The organism is Streptomyces sp. NPDC050448 (assembly GCF_040655295.1).
GTDB lineage: Bacteria > Actinomycetota > Actinomycetes > Streptomycetales > Streptomycetaceae > Streptomyces.
In genome coordinates this window covers 24,343-40,965 of the sequence record NZ_JBFAJR010000009.1, presented here as the reverse complement: position 1 = coordinate 40,965, position 16,623 = coordinate 24,343, and the positions used below count along the sequence as shown (strand labels likewise).

At 70.0% G+C, this 16,623-nt stretch carries 12 protein-coding genes; 5 read left to right on the top strand and 7 right to left on the bottom strand.

Annotated features, from left to right (window positions below):
- The first annotated feature begins 202 nt into the window (after positions 1 to 202).
- The 4 genes from AB0I68_RS13690 (at position 203) to AB0I68_RS13675 (ending at position 6,123) form a co-directional block, all read left to right on the top strand.
- Positions 203 to 991, top strand: coding sequence for an ATP-binding cassette domain-containing protein (locus AB0I68_RS13690; RefSeq protein ID WP_363177442.1), 789 nt, complete (start codon positions 203 to 205; stop codon positions 989 to 991).
- Between the two features lie 44 nt (positions 992 to 1,035).
- Positions 1,036 to 2,295 (top strand): sugar ABC transporter permease, encoded by a 1,260-nt coding sequence (locus AB0I68_RS13685; protein WP_363177561.1) that lies wholly within the window; start codon positions 1,036 to 1,038, stop codon positions 2,293 to 2,295.
- A gap of 253 nt (positions 2,296 to 2,548) precedes the next feature.
- Positions 2,549 to 4,498 carry a 1-deoxy-D-xylulose-5-phosphate synthase gene (gene dxs / locus AB0I68_RS13680; protein WP_363177441.1) on the top strand — a complete coding sequence of 650 codons (1,950 nt, stop codon included), beginning with the start codon at positions 2,549 to 2,551 and terminating at the stop codon, positions 4,496 to 4,498.
- A gap of 128 nt (positions 4,499 to 4,626) precedes the next feature.
- Positions 4,627 to 6,123 carry an amino acid permease gene (locus AB0I68_RS13675; protein ID WP_363177440.1) on the top strand — a complete coding sequence of 499 codons (1,497 nt, stop codon included), beginning with the start codon at positions 4,627 to 4,629 and terminating at the stop codon, positions 6,121 to 6,123.
- Positions 6,124 to 6,207: 84 nt separating this feature from the next.
- Here AB0I68_RS13675 and AB0I68_RS13670 read toward each other — a convergent pair whose 3' ends face one another.
- Positions 6,208 to 7,272, bottom strand: a complete 1,065-nt coding sequence (locus tag AB0I68_RS13670) for an LCP family protein (protein ID WP_363177439.1) — start codon at positions 7,270 to 7,272, stop codon at positions 6,208 to 6,210.
- A gap of 126 nt (positions 7,273 to 7,398) precedes the next feature.
- On the opposite strand from AB0I68_RS13670, the gene AB0I68_RS13665 reads away from it, so the two are divergent.
- A complete protein-coding gene (locus AB0I68_RS13665) occupies positions 7,399 to 8,544 on the top strand; it encodes a hypothetical protein (RefSeq protein WP_363177438.1) in 1,146 nt (381 codons plus the stop codon).
- Positions 8,545 to 8,580: 36 nt separating this feature from the next.
- Here the strand turns inward: AB0I68_RS13665 and AB0I68_RS13660 are convergent, their stop codons facing one another.
- From AB0I68_RS13660 to AB0I68_RS13635, 6 genes are all read right to left on the bottom strand, one after another.
- Positions 8,581 to 10,182: a glycosyltransferase family 2 protein gene (locus AB0I68_RS13660; RefSeq protein WP_363177437.1), complete on the bottom strand. Its 1,602-nt coding sequence runs from the start codon at positions 10,180 to 10,182 to the stop codon at positions 8,581 to 8,583.
- Positions 10,183 to 10,195: 13 nt separating this feature from the next.
- The gene (locus AB0I68_RS13655) at positions 10,196 to 11,005 is read right to left on the bottom strand and encodes an Ig-like domain-containing protein (RefSeq protein ID WP_363177436.1); all 810 of its coding nucleotides are present in this window, start codon (positions 11,003 to 11,005) and stop codon (positions 10,196 to 10,198) included.
- Positions 11,006 to 11,017: 12 nt separating this feature from the next.
- Positions 11,018 to 11,824: a rhamnogalacturonan acetylesterase gene (locus tag AB0I68_RS13650; RefSeq protein WP_363177435.1), complete on the bottom strand. Its 807-nt coding sequence runs from the start codon at positions 11,822 to 11,824 to the stop codon at positions 11,018 to 11,020.
- Positions 11,825 to 11,826: 2 nt separating this feature from the next.
- Positions 11,827 to 13,332 carry a bifunctional cytidylyltransferase/SDR family oxidoreductase gene (locus tag AB0I68_RS13645; protein ID WP_363177434.1) on the bottom strand — a complete coding sequence of 502 codons (1,506 nt, stop codon included), beginning with the start codon at positions 13,330 to 13,332 and terminating at the stop codon, positions 11,827 to 11,829.
- A 72-nt stretch (positions 13,333 to 13,404) separates the two neighbouring features.
- Positions 13,405 to 15,399, bottom strand: a complete 1,995-nt coding sequence (locus AB0I68_RS13640; RefSeq protein WP_363177433.1) for a hypothetical protein — start codon at positions 15,397 to 15,399, stop codon at positions 13,405 to 13,407.
- Between the two features lie 159 nt (positions 15,400 to 15,558).
- A complete protein-coding gene (locus tag AB0I68_RS13635) occupies positions 15,559 to 16,464 on the bottom strand; it encodes a signaling protein (protein WP_363177432.1) in 906 nt (301 codons plus the stop codon).
- Positions 16,465 to 16,623 lie beyond the last annotated feature (159 nt).

The following is a 16,623-nucleotide window of genomic DNA, read 5'->3' as shown; positions in this document are numbered from 1 at the left end:
CCTCCGGGCCTGCCGAGGCCCCAGCGTCCTGCCGGCCGGAGGCCCGCCCCCGCGGCCTCCGGTCCCCAGGACCCCCGCGCCTGCCCGGCGCCCCGCTCCCTTTTCCCCGCCACCCGCGGGGCGCTGGGCAGAAACGATTCCCCCACCCACCCCGCTCCTGCACTTACTGCACGACATCCCCGCCGGTCAGGCGGCGAAGGAGATGGTTCATGTGTCCGCTGCGCCCGTGCTGGCGTTGCGAGGGGTCTCGAAGCGATTCGGTGCCGTCCAGGCGCTCACCGATGTAGAGCTCGAGATCCATTCCGGCGAGGTGGTCGCCCTGGTCGGCGACAACGGCGCCGGCAAGTCCACGCTCGTCAAGACGATCGCCGGCGTCCACCCCATCGATGACGGAGTCATCGAGTGGGAAGGCAAGCCGGTCTCGATCAGCAAGCCCCACGACGCCCAGAACCTGGGCATCGCGACGGTCTACCAGGACCTCGCGCTGTGCGACAACATCGATGTCGTCGGCAACCTGTTCCTGGGTCGCGAGCTCAAGCGCCGCGGCGTCCTCGACGAGGTGGAGATGGAGCGCCGCGCCCGCGAGCTCCTGACCACCCTGTCCATCCGGATCCCCAGTGTCCGCATCCCGATCGCCTCGCTCTCCGGCGGTCAGCGCCAGACCGTGGCGATCGCCCGTTCGATGCTCGGTGAGCCCCAGCTCGTCATCCTCGACGAGCCCACCGCCGCCCTCGGCGTCGAGCAGACCGCACAGGTGCTCGACCTCGTGGAGCGGCTGCGCGAGCGCGGCCACGCGGTCATCCTCATCAGCCACAACATGGCCGATGTGAAGGCCGTCGCCGACAAGGTCGCGGTCCTGCGGCTGGGCCGCAACAACGGCGTCTTCAACGTCAAGGACACGTCGCAGGAAGAGATCATCTCCGCCATCACGGGAGCCACGGACAACGCCGTGACCCGTCGGGCGGCCCGCACCGGGGAGGCTCGCAAGTGAGCACCGAACACCACACCTCGGCACACCACACCTCGGCGGAAGAGGTGGCCCAGCTGGCCAACCCGGCCGCCCCGGCGGACGCCATTCCCGCGGTGGACCCCCGGCTGCTCGTCCGCGAGCAGGGTCTGGCCGGCTACCTGAGCGAGTTCGGCCGCAAGATGAAGGCCGGTGACCTGGGCTCCCTCCCGGTCGTGGTCGGCCTGATCATCATCTGCGGCATCTTCCAGGGGCTGAACGCGAACTTCCTGTCCCCGGAGAACCTCACCAACATCGCGATCACCATGGTCGCCACCGGCATGATGGCCGTGGGCATCATCTTCGTGCTGCTGCTCGGCGAGATCGACCTCTCGGTCGGCTCGGTCAGCGGTGTCGCGGGTGCCCTCTTCGCCGTCCTGGCCGTCACCCACGGGGTCAACGAGTGGGTGGCGATCCTGGCTGCGGTCGCCGGCGGTGCCCTGATCGGCGCAATCCACGGCTTCTTCTTCGCCAAGATCGGCGCACCGGCCTTCGCGGTCACCCTGTCGGGCCTGCTCTTCTGGTCCGGCGCCATGCTGCAGATCCTCGGCAGCAACGGCACGATCAACATCGACTCCGACGGCGTGGTGGGCCAGCTCACCACGTACTTCTTCACGGACGTGGCGGCCGGCTACGGCCTCGCCGCGATCGCGGTGATCGGGTACTTCCTGGCCAGCTTCTTCGACAACCGCCGCCGCGAGGCCGCGGGGGTCCCGTCCCGCCCGATGAGCGAGCTCGCCCTGCGCACGGGTCTGCTGGCGGTCGTCACCTTCGGTCCCGCGGCCGTGTTCAACCAGTACAAGGGCCTGCCGCTGGCGGTCGTGCTCTTCGTGGTGGTGCTGGTCGGCACGGACTTCCTCCTGCGCCGCACCACGTTCGGCCGGAACGTCTTCGCCCTCGGCGGCAGCGTCGAGGCGTCCCGCCGCGCCGGTATCAGCGTCATCGGGATCCGCATCGCGGTGTTCACCATCTCGGGCACCTTCGCGGCCATCGGCGGGCTCTTCTGGGCCTCCAAGATCGCGGCGGCCAACCAGAGCGCCGGCGGCGGCGACCTGCTGATGAACGTGATCGCGGCGGCCGTGATCGGCGGCACCAGCCTCTTCGGCGGCCGGGGCCGGACCTGGAACGCCCTCCTCGGCGTCATGGTCATCACCTCGATCCAGTACGGTCTGGCTCTCCAGGGCATCGCCACGCCGATCCAGTACATGATCACCGGTGCGGTGCTGCTGGCCACCGTGGTGATCGACTCGGTCACCCGCAAGACCCAGAAGACGGCCGGACGCGCCTGACACCGCATCCGATGCGGTAAGACCGGTCACAGTGCCCGGTGCCACCCCGAGTGGCACCGGGCACCTGTGCGTACAAATGTGCGTACACCTGTGTGGGTATACGCCCGAATGTGATGTGTGACCTCGGGGTGATCTGCACAGGGATGCATGCAGGTATGACAACGCCGTGACCCGTGTACGGCAGCCCGATGACCGCGGTCGCCGACGGAACATTAGACTCGACAGACCAGCAAGCAACTGCAAGGAGGCACGGGTGCTGCTGCCCCGCATCAAGGGACCGCGCGATCTGGACCGGCTCAGCCAGGAGGAGCTCAACCAGCTCGCCGCCGAGATCAGGTCCTTCCTCGTCGACGCCGTCTCCAAGACCGGCGGGCACCTCGGCCCCAACCTCGGGGTGGTCGAACTGACGATCGCCCTGCACCGGGTCTTCGACTCGCCCAAGGACAAGGTCCTCTTCGACACCGGCCACCAGGCCTACGTCCACAAGCTGCTCACGGGCCGCCAGGACTTCGGCGGCCTGCGCACCAAGGGCGGCCTGTCCGGCTACCCCTCGCGCGCCGAGTCCGACCACGACGTGATCGAGAACTCCCACGCCTCCACGGTGCTGGGCTGGGCCGACGGCCTGGCCAAGGCGAACGAGGTGCTCGGCCGGGAGGACCACCACGTCGCCGCCGTCATCGGCGACGGCGCGCTGACCGGAGGCATGGCCTGGGAGGCGCTGAACAACATCGCCGCCGCCAAGGACCGCCCGCTGGTCATCGTCGTCAACGACAACGAGCGCTCGTACGGCCCCACCATCGGCGGCCTCGCGAACCACCTGGCCACCCTGCGCACCACGGACGGCTACGAGCGCTTCCTGGCCCGCGGCAAGGAGATCCTGGAGCGCACCCCGGTCGTCGGGAAGCCGCTCTTCGAGACCCTGCACGGCGCCAAGAAGGGCCTCAAGGACTTCATCGCCCCGCAGGGCATGTTCGAGGACCTCGGCCTGAAGTACATCGGGCCCATCGACGGGCACGACATCGACGCCCTGGAGTCCGCCCTGCAGCGCGCCAAGCGCTTCAGCGGCCCGGTCATCGTGCACTGCCTCACCCAGAAGGGCCGCGGCTACACCCCGGCCCTGGAGCACGAGGCGGACCGCTTCCACGCGGTCGGCGTGATCCACCCGGACACCGGCCTGCCGGTCAAGACCGCCGCCGCCAGCTGGACCTCCGTCTTCGCCGACGAGATGGTCAAGCTCGGCCACGAGCGCGAGGACATCGTCGGCATCACCGCCGCCATGCTTCACCCGGTCGGCCTCAACAAGTTCGCCGAGGCCTTCCCGAACCGCATCTACGACGTGGGCATCGCCGAGCAGCACGGCGCCACCTCGGCGGCCGGTCTGGCCACCGGCGGGGTCCACCCGGTCTTCGCGGTGTACGCGACCTTCCTCAACCGTGCCTTCGACCAGGTCCTGATGGACGTGGCCCTGCACAAGTGCGGGGTCACCTTCGTCCTGGACCGCGCCGGTGTCACCGGCGACGACGGCGCCTCCCACAACGGCATGTGGGACATGTCCATCCTCCAGGTCGTACCCGGCCTGAGGCTCGCCGCCCCGCGCGACGCCGAGCAGCTGCGCGCCCAGCTCCGCGAGGCCGTCGAGGTCAAGGACGCCCCGACCGTCGTGCGCTACTCCAAGGGCGTCGTCGGCCCGGCCGTCCCGGCCGTCGGCCGGATCGGCGGCATGGACGTACTGCGCACCCCGGCCCCCGAAGTCACCCTCCCCCTCGGCCCTGCGGGCCTGGGAGGTGCCCTCACGGACGTACTGCTCGTCTCGGTCGGTGCGCTCGCCCCGATGTGCCTGGAAATCGCCGACCTGCTCGACAAGCAGGGCATCTCCACGACCGTGGTCGACCCCCGCTGGGTCAAGCCGGTGGACGAGGCCCTGGCCCCGCTCGCGGACCGGCACCGCGTGGTCGTCACCGTCGAGGACAACGGCCGCACCGGCGGTGTGGGCGCCGCCGTCTCGCAGGCGCTGCGCGACGCGGGAGTCGACGTGCCGCTGCGCGACTTCGGCATCCCGCAGCGGTTCCTCGACCACGCCCTCCGCAAGGAGATCATGGCCGAGATCGGCCTGACCGCGCCGGACATCGCCCGGCAGGTCACCGGCCTGGTCGCCAAGCTGGACGGGCGCTTCGACAGCGAGCCGGCCGCCGCCGTCGACTAGCCGACGCACCCGGCCGGCACATCAGGCCGTAGATCGCCGCGCGGTTGCACGTCACGGGCCGGGAGATCACTCTTGAAGAGTGGGCCTCCCGGCCCGTTCGTGTGCGTCGTCACCAGTCGGAGGCGTCGGTGAGCAAGGATTTGAACAGCCCCTTCCGCACCAAGACGGTGGAGCAGTCCATCCGCGACACGGAGGAGCCGGAACACGCGCTCCGGAAGTCGCTCTCCGCCTGGGACCTGACGGTCTTCGGTGTGGGTGTCATCATCGGCACCGGCATCTTCGTCCTCACGGGCATCGCAGCCCGCAACAATGCCGGACCCGCCACGTCCGTTGCGTTCGTCGCAGCGGGCATCGTCTGTGCCCTCGCAGCACTCTGCTACGCCGAGTTCGCGTCCACCGTGCCGGTGGCCGGCTCGGCGTACACCTTCTCGTACGCCTCGATCGGTGAGCTGCCCGCCTGGATCATCGGCTGGGACCTGGTGCTCGAGTTCGCGCTCGGCACCGCCGTCGTCGCCGTCGGCTGGTCCGGGTACGTGCGCCACCTCATGAGCACCAACCTCGGCTGGGACATGCCCACCGCGCTGTCCGGGCCCGACGAGGGAGGAACCTTCGACCTGCTGGCCTTCCTGCTGGTCCTGCTGCTCACCGCGATCCTGGTCGTGGGGACGAAGCTCTCGGCCCGGATCACCGCGATCGTCGTCGCCATCAAGGTCACCGTGGTGCTGCTGGTCATCGTCGCGGGCCTGTTCTTCATCAAGGCGGACAACTACAGCCCGTTCATTCCCCCGGCCCAGCCACAGCCCGCCGGGAGCGGCCTGACGGCGCCTCTGGTTCAGGTGCTCTTCGGCTACGCGCCCACCAACTTCGGCGTCATGGGCATCTTCACCGCGGCCTCTCTCATCTTCTTCGCGTTCATCGGCTTCGACGTCGTGGCCACCGCGGCCGAGGAGACCAAGAACCCCCAGCGGGACATGCCGCGCGGCATTCTCGGCTCGCTGATCATCTGCACCGTGCTCTACGTCGCCGTGACGCTGGTGGTCACCGGCATGCAGAAGTACACGGAGATGTCGGCCAGCGCCCCGCTCGCCGAGGCCTTCAAGTCCGTGAACCAGCCCTTCTTCTCCGGCGCCATCAGTCTCGGGGCGGCCGTCGGCCTGATCACCGTGTGCATGATCCTGCTGCTCGGCCAGACCCGGGTGTTCTTCGCGATGAGCCGCGACGGACTGCTGCCGCGCGTCTTCTCCGTCACCCACCCGAAGTTCCGCACGCCCTACCGGGCGACCATCCTGCTCGGGTCGGTCATTGCCGTCATCGCGGGCTTCACCAGCCTCGAGAAGCTCGCGGAACTGGTGAACATCGGCACCCTGTTCGCCTTCGTGGTGGTCGCCCTCGGCGTGATCGTCCTGCGCCGGACCCGCCCCGACCTGCACCGGGCCTTCCGTACCCCGTGGGTGCCGGTGGTCCCGATCCTGTCGATCGCCGCTTCGTTCTGGCTGATGCTCAACCTGCCGGTCGAGACCTGGATCCGGTTCGGCATCTGGATGGTCATCGGCTTCGTCGTCTACTTCCTGTACGGCCGCCACAACAGCCGTCTCGCCAAGGAGGGCATGGACGCGAGGTACTAGCACCCCGGCCTCGCCCACGACGAAACGGGCCGTACGGAAGGTGTCCCGTACGGCCCGCTTTCGTATGGCGTGTGATGCGTGCCGTCAGCCCTTGGCGGGGGACTTCTTCGCCTCCGCCGGGATCTTCTGGTCGGTGCGCAGGGCCTCCCACAGCTGGCCCGCCTGCGGTTCCGCGACGATCACGCGGTTCGGGTCCACCTTGTCGTAGGCGACCGGGAGCATGATCGTCTCCATCGTGTCCGGGTCCACGCCCTTCATGCTCTGGGCGAAGTCGGCCAGGGAGGTGAGGGAGGCGAGGTCGGAGTCGGTGGTCAGCGACTTCGTGCCGGCGTCGGCGAGCTTGTAGAGCCGGGCCGGGTTGCCGAGCGCGTCCTGCTTCTTGATCTCCGACAGCATCGCCATCATGAACTGCTGCTGGAGGCCTATGCGCCCGAGGTCGCTGCCGTCGCCGTAGCCGTAGCGGGTACGGACGAACTTGAGCGAGTCGGTGCCGTTGAGCCGGTGCGTGCCGGCGTCGAGCTTGAGGCCGCCCTTCGCCCCGCTCATCGGCTTGTCCAGGGTGACCGTGACCCCGCCGAGCGCGTCCACCAGGCCCTTGAACCCGGCGAAGTCGACCTCGACGAAGTGGTCCACGCGGATCCCGGACATCTGCTCCACGGTCTTGACCACGCAGGCCGGACCGGCGAGCGAGTAGACCGAGTTGAACATGACCCGGTTCGCGGCCTCGACGGTCTTGCCGTCGGCGTCCTTGCATTCGGGCCGGCTGATCAGGGTGTCCCGCGGGATGCTCACCGCCGTGGCCTTGGACCGGCCCTCGGGTATGTGGACCAGCATGGCGGTGTCCGAGCGGGCGCCGCTCACATCGCCGTGGTCGAGGTCCGCGTTGGCCCCGGCACGCGAGTCGGAGCCGAGTACGAGGACGTTCTGCGCGCCCGCGACGACCTTCTTCGGGCGGTTGTCGCCGATCGCCTGGTCGAGGTCGACGCTGTCGATGTTGCCGTTGAGGTGGCTGTAGGCCCACCAGCCCGCGCCGCCGGCCGCGAGGATGAGCACGGCCACCGTCAGCAGCACGATCCGCAGGGCGCGCCTGCCGCCGCGCCGCGGCCTGCGGCGGGACGAAGGAGAAGTGGCCGAGGGCTGGTCGGTCATGGAGGCAGAGCCCTTCTATTATCGAATGGGGTGCATCATAAGACACACTTTCGAGTGGCTGGTTCTTTACGGTGAAGAACCCTGTCGCTTGAGCAGGACATATTCGGCAGAAGGGTGGACAGCGGCGTGATCCGAGGCAAAGGCGGTAGCCGTACCGCTCCTTCGGTCCGCGGGGCGCAGGACGCGTCCCCGGGCGGACCGGGCCCCCGCCGTTCCTCGCCGCCGGCCGGAAACTGGCTGTTCAAGGGAAGCGACGGCCGCCTGACGGCCTACGCCTGCACCCCGAACGGCCTGCTGCGCTGGACCGAGGCCGCGGCTCCCCGCACGGGCTGGACCGGCCCCGACGTATTCGAGGTCCCGGGCTGGATGGGCACCGCCTCGATGGCGCAGAGCCGCGAGGGGTACGTGCACTTCGTCGCCCTGCAGGCCACCCAGGACGGTTCCGGGCGGCCGGAAGTCATTGTCTCCACCCAGTTCCAGCCCGGCCGCGGCATGATCGACTGGCACAATCTCGGCACCCCCGGCCTGCGCGGCGGCCCCACCGACGACCGGCTCGCCGGCCCGCCCCGCATCGCCGTCAACCAGCGCTCCGGCTCCACCCACGTCCTCGTCTCCCTGCGCCGCGGCGGCATCCTGCGGCGCAGCCGCAACGCCGAGGGCGCGTGGGGCGGCTGGAAGCAGGTGGCCCCGGAGGCGTACGAGAGCGGCGTGACCCCGCTGATGCCCGCCGGCGGGCAGCTGGAGATGCTCGCCCTGGGCCCGGCCGGCGCGGACCGCTGGGCGGGCATCGGCCAGGGCCGCTTCGCGCTCGCGCATCGCATCCCCACCCCGGTCGTCCCCGGCACCCCGGTCGTCTGCGAGACGGGCCCGCGCCGCGTGACGTACTTCTGGCGCTACCCGGGCGACGGCTCGCTGGTCGCCTGGCGGGCCGGCCAGCAGGGCGTCCAGGGCGGCCTGATGAGCCTCGGCGGAGCAGGCGGCCGCGGAGCCCCGGGCGTCGTACGCGCCGACCTCGGAGGCTACGACTGCACGGTGCTCGCGCAGACCGGCGCGCAGGGCGACATCGAAGTCACCGCCTACGTCACCGAGAACGAGGGCTACGGCACCTGGTGGGTCTCGCTCGGCGGCCACGGCGCGTACGCCCCCCAAGTGGCGGTCGACACCTCGGGCCGGATCGTCGTCGCCGCGTTCGACGCGGACGGCTCCCTGATCTGCAGCCGGCAGGACACCACTCAGCAGGGGCTGGTGTTCGGCCCCTGGGCCGCCGCCTGAGCCGGGTGGCGGGCGTCAGGCGGCGGGCACCGGGCTTCAGGTGTGCCGCGGCAGCGGGGTCCGCTGGGACACCTCGATGCTGAACCCGCCCGACTCCGTGTAGAACGGCACGGCGGCCAGCTCCATGCCCCGCGCACCGGGCGCCGCCCCGATCGGCACCGGCATCCGGGCGGTCGTGTCGAGATCGCCGGAGCGCTTCGGCCCCAGCCGCACCTCCTGCGTCACGCCCTCGAACCCGACCGCGAGGTAGAGGTCCCAGGTACCCGGCGGCAGCGGCCAGCCGGCGGAGGTCTGCGCCAGGTTGACCCGTGCCGAGAACCGGCCCATCGCCCGCGGCTTGCCCTTGGCGTTGGCCAGCGCCTCGTCCCGCCGGGCCGTCACGGCGTAGCTCTCCTGCGCGCCGCTCGTCCGCTCCCGCAGCACCACCCGGGTGGTGCGTTCCTTCGTGGACAGCTGCTCGTAGAACGCGAAGCCGTCCAGCATCAGCATCGGCCCCTCCCACCGGGCCTTCTGCAGCTGCTGGGTGACGGTCATGTCGCCCGTGATGTCGAACAGTTCGTCCGGCAGCCCCACCTGCGGGTCGCGGAAGAACGGCAGCGTCGTGAAAACCCGGCCGTTCTCGACCGTCTTGCGCACCGCCGGCCGGTCCTTGTCCGCCTCGAAGGAGGCCATCTGCTGCGCCTCGGGGAAGCGGCCCTGCGCCAGCAGGGCGAACCGTACGGCCACCATGCGCGGCAGCAGTGCCAGCGCGCCCGGGGAGGCCTGGGTGCGCAGCACCTCGGCCGCGGCCCACAGCGCCTGGTCGCGCTCCGCCGCGTCCGTGGCGGACAGCAGCGCGGCCGCGGTCGCCTTGCCGAGCTCGACCTCCAGGTGGCGCGACTGGAGTTTGTCCCGGCGCGGCCCCTCGGGCAGCTGCGAGGCGATCAGCGTCAGCATCCGGGACGCCAGGGCGACCCGGTCCGGCAGCGTCGCGCGGGCCGCCGGGGAGGGGCCCTTGACCACGCAGGTCGCGTCGCCGACCACCGACACGTTGTCCGCCCCGATGAACGCGCCGGCGGTGAACGCCTGGTCGTCGCCGATCAGCATGTCGGTGGGGAAGGCCAGCCCCCGGCGCTGCAGCAGGCTGGTCCGGAACAGTTTGTCCGGGGTCAGCGACCAGTACACGCGCGTGGCGTACACGTCGGTGTACGCCTGGTTCTTGCGGAACATCGAGGTCGCGACCGGGTGCCGGCCGGAGCTCTCCAGTTTGCCCAGGACGACGTCGGCCTCGTTCGCGTCGGCCGCCGCGACCATCCGCTCCAGCGCGTCCGGCGCCAGCCGGTCCGTGGCCTCCAGGAAGATGACGTACCGTCCGCGGACCTGGCTCAGCGCCCAGTTGCGCGCCCCGGCCGGGCTCAGCCCGTGCGAGACCTGCCCCACGCGGACGAACGAGGGGTACTGGTGCGCCGCACGGGCCAGGACCGACCCGCTCTCGTCCGTCGACCCGTCGTCGACGCCGATGACCTCCAGCCGGTCCGTGCCGATCGACTGCACGAGGACGGAGGCCAGGCAGGCGTCGAGCGCGGCTGCCTGGTTGGAGACGCGGACCGCGACGGTCACGTCCTTGACATCGGTGGGGCGCACGGCGGTGGTGTTCATGGTCCTGTGTTCCTCATCGGTTGCGCGCGGGCCGGCCGGGCCGGGGCCACGGCATCTCCCCGCTGAGTTCGGGCCACTGCCAGGGCCGGAAGGCGACGTCCGTCGGATGCGCCGGGAACACCCCCGGCGTGTAGTCCAGCGAGCCCACGAAGACGTTCACGTGCGAGGTCTGCTGCTCCCCGGCCGGGGTCGCCACCGTGTACGCGAAGCGGTCGTAGCCGGTGAAGGACGGAGCGGGGCTGTACGTCACCCAGCCGTCGTACGACAGCTGTGCGTCGCCGCCGCGGGGCTGCGTCACGGAGACGGCCGTGCTCCCCGCCGGGGCGGCGGACAGCACGTTGACCGTGCCCGGCCGGCCCGGTTCGGCCGCGATGCGCAGACTCCGGGCCGTCGCCGGGCGCAGCGGCAGCGCATCGGCGTCGAGCTTGGCCGTCCGGACGAGCTTGCGACCCGTCGCGTCCGGGACGGCGACCACGATCTGGGGCCGGATCCGGGGCGCGGTGGCCGTGTCGTGGACCCGCAGGTGCAGGACGCCGGTGCCGGTCCCGCCGGCGTCGGCGCGGATCCGGAACCAGCGCTGCCGAGGGAAGTACTCCAGCCCCTGGACGGCCACGATGTCCGCGGAGTCGGCCAGCGGCGCCTCCAACAGGTAGGCGCAGCCGCGCGCGGCACCCTGGTCGGGTGCCACGGACAGGCCGAGCTGGACCGTCTCGCCGGGTGCCACGCCGCGGCGCGGATCGGCGGAGCTGTACAGGGCCGCGTAGGCGGCGCCCGGGGACGGGTCGTTCCCGAGGGCCCGGCCCCGGCACAGGAGGTGATTCACGTGCCGGACTCCTTAGGTACCGGGGAACTGGGACACACGGGACGTGGTGCGGTGCTCGAACGTCTCCTCGTCCAGCCAGCCCATCTCGTCGTACGAGAAGCGCGTGCGGTCGAGGTCCCGGCCCCAGTGGGACGGGACGATGCCCTGCTCGAGCATGCTGCGGGCGACGAACCGGGCGCACTCGATCGCGCCCTCGGCCCGCAGGTGCACGTTGTCCCCGTCCAGGACGTCCTTGAGCAGGGGCTCGCCGCGCCGCAGGTACATGAACACGGACTTGGTCGCCTCCGGCCCGAGCTCCTCCCACCACTGCATGCTCTGCCCGTACATGTCGACGACCGGGACGTGCTCGTCCTCGGCCAGCTGCCGGGCGGCGACCGGGTAGTCGCCGAGGAACCGGGCCACGTTGCCGTGCCGGTCGATCCGCCGCCGCTCGTACGGCAGGTAGATCACCGGGTGGCCCTGGCGCTCCCGCACGCCGTCCACGTACGCCCGCATGTGCTCCAGGAAGGTGGAGAACGGGTCGGTGTGCAGGCCCGGGTCCGTCTTCCAGTCGATCTGGCCGAAGCCGAAGAGCAGGTAGTCGCCGGGCTCCAGGTTGTCGAGGATCCACTGGAGCCGGCCGCGCTCGCGGAAGCTCTTGGAGCTGGCGCGGGCGCGGGCACAGTTGACGACCTCGACCGCATCGGTGAGGAAGAGGGGCAGCGCCTGGGCCCAGCCCGCCATCGGCAGATAGCTGTTCGGCCGGGTGACCGCTTCGGAGTCGCCGGCCACGAAGATCTTCGGGCGTCGGCCGTGCTGCTGCCCGGGTACGTACGTCATGCCTAGACCCCCTGGTCCTCCGTGGTCTGGATCAGCACGGACTCCAGCGCCGCCTCGAAGCCGGAGCGCTGCGCCGGCGTCGTGGTCGGGTCCTGCTTGCGTACGTCGATGACGTGGCCGGTCATCTCGGACAGCAGGACGTCCAGGGAGGTCAGGGCGACCGACTCGGACGTGAGCAGGGAGCCCGAGGGCTCCTGGCCGAAGGCCTTGGTGCGCATCGGGGTGGCGGTGCGCTCCGGGTTCACGCAGTTGACGCGGATGCGGTCGTCGGCCCACTCGTCGGCCAGAGCCTGGGTCAGGTTGACCATGGCGGCCTTGGTCGAGGAGTACAGGCTGTACTCGGCGCGGCCGCGGGTGTAGCTGCTGGAGGTGAAGAGCAGCAGCTGGCCCTGGGTTTCGCTCAGGTACTTGTACGAGGTCCGGGCGATGTTGACGGGGGCGAGGTAGTTGACCTCGAGCGCTTCCCGGATCGTGTCGTTGTCGGTCGCGTCGAGGCGGCCGACGCGCAGCACGCCCGCGGTGTTGACGACGAAGTCGATGCGGCCGGTCTCGGCGTAGGCCTTGGCCAGGGCCTCCTCGACGTGCTCGAGGTTCTCGACGTGCGTGCCGGTGCTGGAGCGGCCCAGGGCGAAGACGCGGGCGCCGAAGCCCTCGGCGATGCGGGAGATGTCGGCGCCGATGCCGTACGAGCCGCCGAAGACCACCATCGTCTTGCCGGCCAGCTGCTCGCGGTACGCGGCCTCGCCGGCCTGGGCGGGCGCGGCGTGGGAGGCGAGCTGGAAGAGCTTGTCGGCGATGAAGACGTCGACCGGCTGGGTGACCTTCATGTTGTACTCGTCGCCGGTGACGATGTGGACCGGGACGTGGGGCAGGTACTTGACGACGACGGAGCAGTCGTCGGTGGCCTGGAAGAAGGGGTCCGCGGCCGCCCGCTCGTACGCGGTGCGGATCGTGGAGAGCCGGAAGCCCTGCGGCGTCTGGCCGCGGCGCAGCCGGGAGCGGTCGGGTACCTCGGTGATGAACTCGCCGTCGTTGCCGTGGGTGCGGGTCACGATGACGGTGTCGGAGGACGGGATGGCGACGTCGACGGCCTGGTAGCGCTCGAGGGACTCGACGCATTCGCGCACCACGCGCTGCGAGAGCAGCGGGCGGACCGCGTCGTGGAAGAGGAGGTTGCAGTCCTCGCCCTCGCCGAGGCCGGCGGCCGCGGCGGCGATGGCGATCCGGGTGGTCTCGCTGCGGGTCGAGCCTCCGGCCAGTACCTGGGTGACCTTGCCCAGCCGGGCCCGCTCGACGATGCGGCGGGCGTCCTCCACGTACGCGGGCGTCATGAGGAGGATCACCTCGTCGACGTCCGGCGCGTTCTCGAAGACGTGAAGCGTGTGCTCCAGGATCGGCTTGCCGGCGATCTTGAGCAGCTGCTTCGGTATCTCGAGACCGATGCGCTGGCCGGTGCCCCCAGCGAGAACGACGGCGATGGTGCGGTGGGGGACAGGTCTGGAGGACAAGGCTCCTTCTTCCTGGGCTGGGTGCGGCGCGGCGGTGGGGAGGGCGGTGGGTGGGCGGGCTGTGCGACTCGACTACACGGAGAAGGCGGACTGCTCCGGGTATTCGATGGGGAAATCGCGCAGCCCCCGCCGGTAGAGGTTGTTGGCGGCCGCGTTGAAGCGGACGATCGAGGGCGGGTACTCCTCGCCGAGGAGGTACTCCTTGAGCTGCTCGCGGTACGGGGCCATGACGTCCTGGCGCGGGTTCAGCGTGGCCTCGATGGCCTCGGCGAGACCGTTGCAGTCTCCGTCCAGCAGGTAGGAGGCGTACGCCGTCCGCTGCTCGTTGCGGAACTGGTCGTCCGGCAGCCCGTCGAGGTTGAAGATCGCGTACGGCTTCAGGGTCGCGACGAAGTCGGAGACGACGCTGGACATGTCGCCGATGAGCAGGTCGGACTGGTTGAAGCAGTCGTACAGGGCCGGGATCCGCTCGGTCACCACGTGGTGCGCGGCGTCGGGAACGGCGCTCCAGTACAGCGCACCGGCCTGGTTGCGGCTGCGCCGGATGCGCGCGGTCCGCTCCTCCTCCGTGAGGTCCGGGTACTTGGAGCGGACGCCGCGCTCGGAGAGGTCGGCGATGCGCTGGTCGATCCGGGCGAGCTTCTTGGCGGCGGCCTTGGAGTCGGTGAGGTTGCGGCCGAAGCGCCGGGCGTTGTCCTCCTCGAGGAGGGCGATGACGCGGCGGTGCGCGGCGGCGGCCTCGGCGGAGCGCGAGCCGGTGAGCGGGTGCGGCTTGTAGATGATGCGGATGTCGCGCTCGTAGTCGAGCAGCGCCTTGATCAGCTTCTCGCCGGCCGGGATGACCGAGGTGTAGCAGGCGTCATCGGTCCAGCCCTCCCAGGTGGGGGCGTAGATGACGGTGGGCACGGGGTTGGCGACCTTGCCGGTCCAGCGGTGCAGGGGCATCAGCTGCGGGCGGCCGACCTCGACGATCTGGTGGTGCGACACGGCGTGCTTGATGCGCTCGTAGCGGTCGCGCCCGGCCCGGCCGGCCACCCAGATCTCGTCGAAGACCTTGCTGACCCGGTTGCTGCTCGCGAGCTTGTCGCTGTCGCCGTGGCCGATGAAGACGTGCTTGACCTCGGCGCGCTGGAGCATGTGCACGTTCTTGCCCGCGTTGCCGGGGTAGAGGGCGACACGGAGTTCGTTCATCTCGATACGTGCGAGATTGTCCGCCTTCGGAATGCAGATGACGGGAACCGAGGTCGCGTCCAGGAAGCGCAGGGTGGCCCGCTCGCGCAGCACGATGATGGGCCGCAGCTCCAGTGACTCCAGCGACTCCAGCCACATGTTCACCTGGTACATGAAGTCTTTGGAGACGGCGGCGAAGGTGAAGTAGAGCGCGACCTGGGGGCGGTATTCGGCCAGCTGGTGGTTGAGCTCCTCGATGGCCTCATCGGTGGTGGGCAGCTTGAGCGCGTTGCGCGCGTCGGGCACCAGCACCAGCAGTGAGAAGTAGGCGAGGAAGACGGTGATGATCATGCCGTACGTGACGAAGCGCCAGTCGTCCGTCGCGACGGTGATGAGGGCGCCGGCCACCAGCGGGATGTCCAGGTGCAGCGTCTTGCGGACGTGCTTGTTCATCAGGAACGGGTGCGGCATGCGGCGGATGCCGAGCGCCTCCAGGTCCAGCCCGCGCGTGGTGAAGGGAAGCTCGTTGCGCATCTTGCGGACGTGCTTGAGGAGCGCGCCGTACGCGAGCTGGAGGATGAACAGCAGGAGCAGGCCGATGGTGGTCATCTGCGCCACGAACGACTCGATGTTGGCGATGGCCCCGCACAGGCCCAGCAGCAGGAACTGCCGGATGAGGAACCGCATCGTCAGGCCGAAGCGCGAGTCGCGCAGCTTCTCCAGCGTCGGCGACTCGGTGTTGTGGAGCATCAGGTCGGCGACGTAGCTGAGCGCGGCACAGCCCGCGAACAGGGGGAGGGAGGCGAACGCGACGGCGACCAGCATCCCGACGAAGCTGAGGATGAGCCCGGAGGTGATCAGAACGCCGAGTACGGCACGCAGCCGCTTGGAGCCCATGGTGCGGTGCCTCCCCCATGGAGGTATAAGGGTCCTGTGAAGTGTCGCAGTAGTATAAGCAGTCTTGTGGACGGCTCTAGAACGTCCAGTGAACCCAAGGCCAATGATTTCGGGCTTCCTCGCCCGCGAATGTGACGACGGTCCCTCGGAAGAGGGTCCTCAGGCCGTGAACCGATACAGCACCAGCTCGCGGCGGTCCTTCGTCTTCACGGAAAATCCGACGCACAATGCCGGCTGCCCGCCCGCGAGGGCGACCGCGATTCCCTCGGGCTCCCGGTACACCAGATCCGGGGCCACAGTCACGTGATGACGCCCCTGTGCCTTGCCGGTGCGCACGTCAATTGCCGAGACATATGTATTTCCGCCGGACTTCCGCGGATTGTCCCCGTTCTTGCCGGTGTAAGGGCCGCCGGTCAGCACGTAGACGTAGTCCCCGTACAGCGCGCAGCCCTGGAACCACTCCTCCTGCTTGACCTGCACCCCGGCCCTGATGACCTGCGCGGCGTCGAAGCGCCCGGCCAGGAAATCCGCCATCCCGTACACCGAGAACCGGTGCACGCCCTCCTCCTCGTGGCTCACCAGAACCCGCTCGCCGGGCAGGTCGAGCGTGGGGGAGACGTCGGTGGATCCGGGCACCGGATCGAAATGGCGGACGGATTTGTCGGAACTGTCGAGGATCGAACCGTCCTCGAACGGCACCCGGACCACCGTGCGGCCGTAGCCGCTCTCGGTGTCGGCCCGGCCCTCTACCCATATGTACGTGTGCTGGCCCGTCGGCTCGACGCCGCAGGAAATTCCGTGGCCGAAGCCGCGCAGATACATATGCCCGAGCGTTTTCCCGGAACTGCTCAGCCGGGTCAGGCACATATCGCCGGCAGTCTTCCGGTCGCCCGAGTCGACCGGGTCCTCCTCGCCGTCGAGGCGGATTCCCGCCTGAACGGTCTGCAGGGTGTAGACCTGGCCGTTCGTGTCGTCGAACGCGAACGACTGCGGTCCCGTCGTATTGAACAGCGGAGTCGAAGCGAGCAGTTGCGCACCGGTCCGCATGTCGAACTCGCCGGCCATCGGCCGTGAGCCGTCCTGCTCGCCGGCCCCGGCACGCAGCGCCCAGGACAGACCGCCCGTGGTGAGGCCGGCGGCCACCGCACCGCCCGCGAACAGCAGGGTCCGGCGGCTGAAAGGTGTCGTGCCATCCGCCATGGACCGTATTCTGCCAGCTCGGGC

Excerpts from the sequence above, each read along its gene's own strand:
- AB0I68_RS13690 (WP_363177442.1), top strand. The coding sequence starts at position 203 with ATGGTTCATGTGTCCGCTGCGCCCGTGCTGGCGTTGCGAGGGGTCTCG.
- AB0I68_RS13670 (WP_363177439.1), bottom strand. The coding sequence starts at position 7,272 with ATGACCGACCAGCCCTCGGCCACTTCTCCTTCGTCCCGCCGCAGGCCG.
- AB0I68_RS13660 (WP_363177437.1), bottom strand. The coding sequence starts at position 10,182 with ATGAACACCACCGCCGTGCGCCCCACCGATGTCAAGGACGTGACCGTC.
- AB0I68_RS13650 (WP_363177435.1), bottom strand. The coding sequence starts at position 11,824 with ATGACGTACGTACCCGGGCAGCAGCACGGCCGACGCCCGAAGATCTTC.
- AB0I68_RS13640 (WP_363177433.1), bottom strand. The coding sequence starts at position 15,399 with ATGGGCTCCAAGCGGCTGCGTGCCGTACTCGGCGTTCTGATCACCTCC.
- AB0I68_RS13635 (WP_363177432.1), bottom strand. The coding sequence starts at position 16,464 with ATGGCCGGCGAGTTCGACATGCGGACCGGTGCGCAACTGCTCGCTTCG.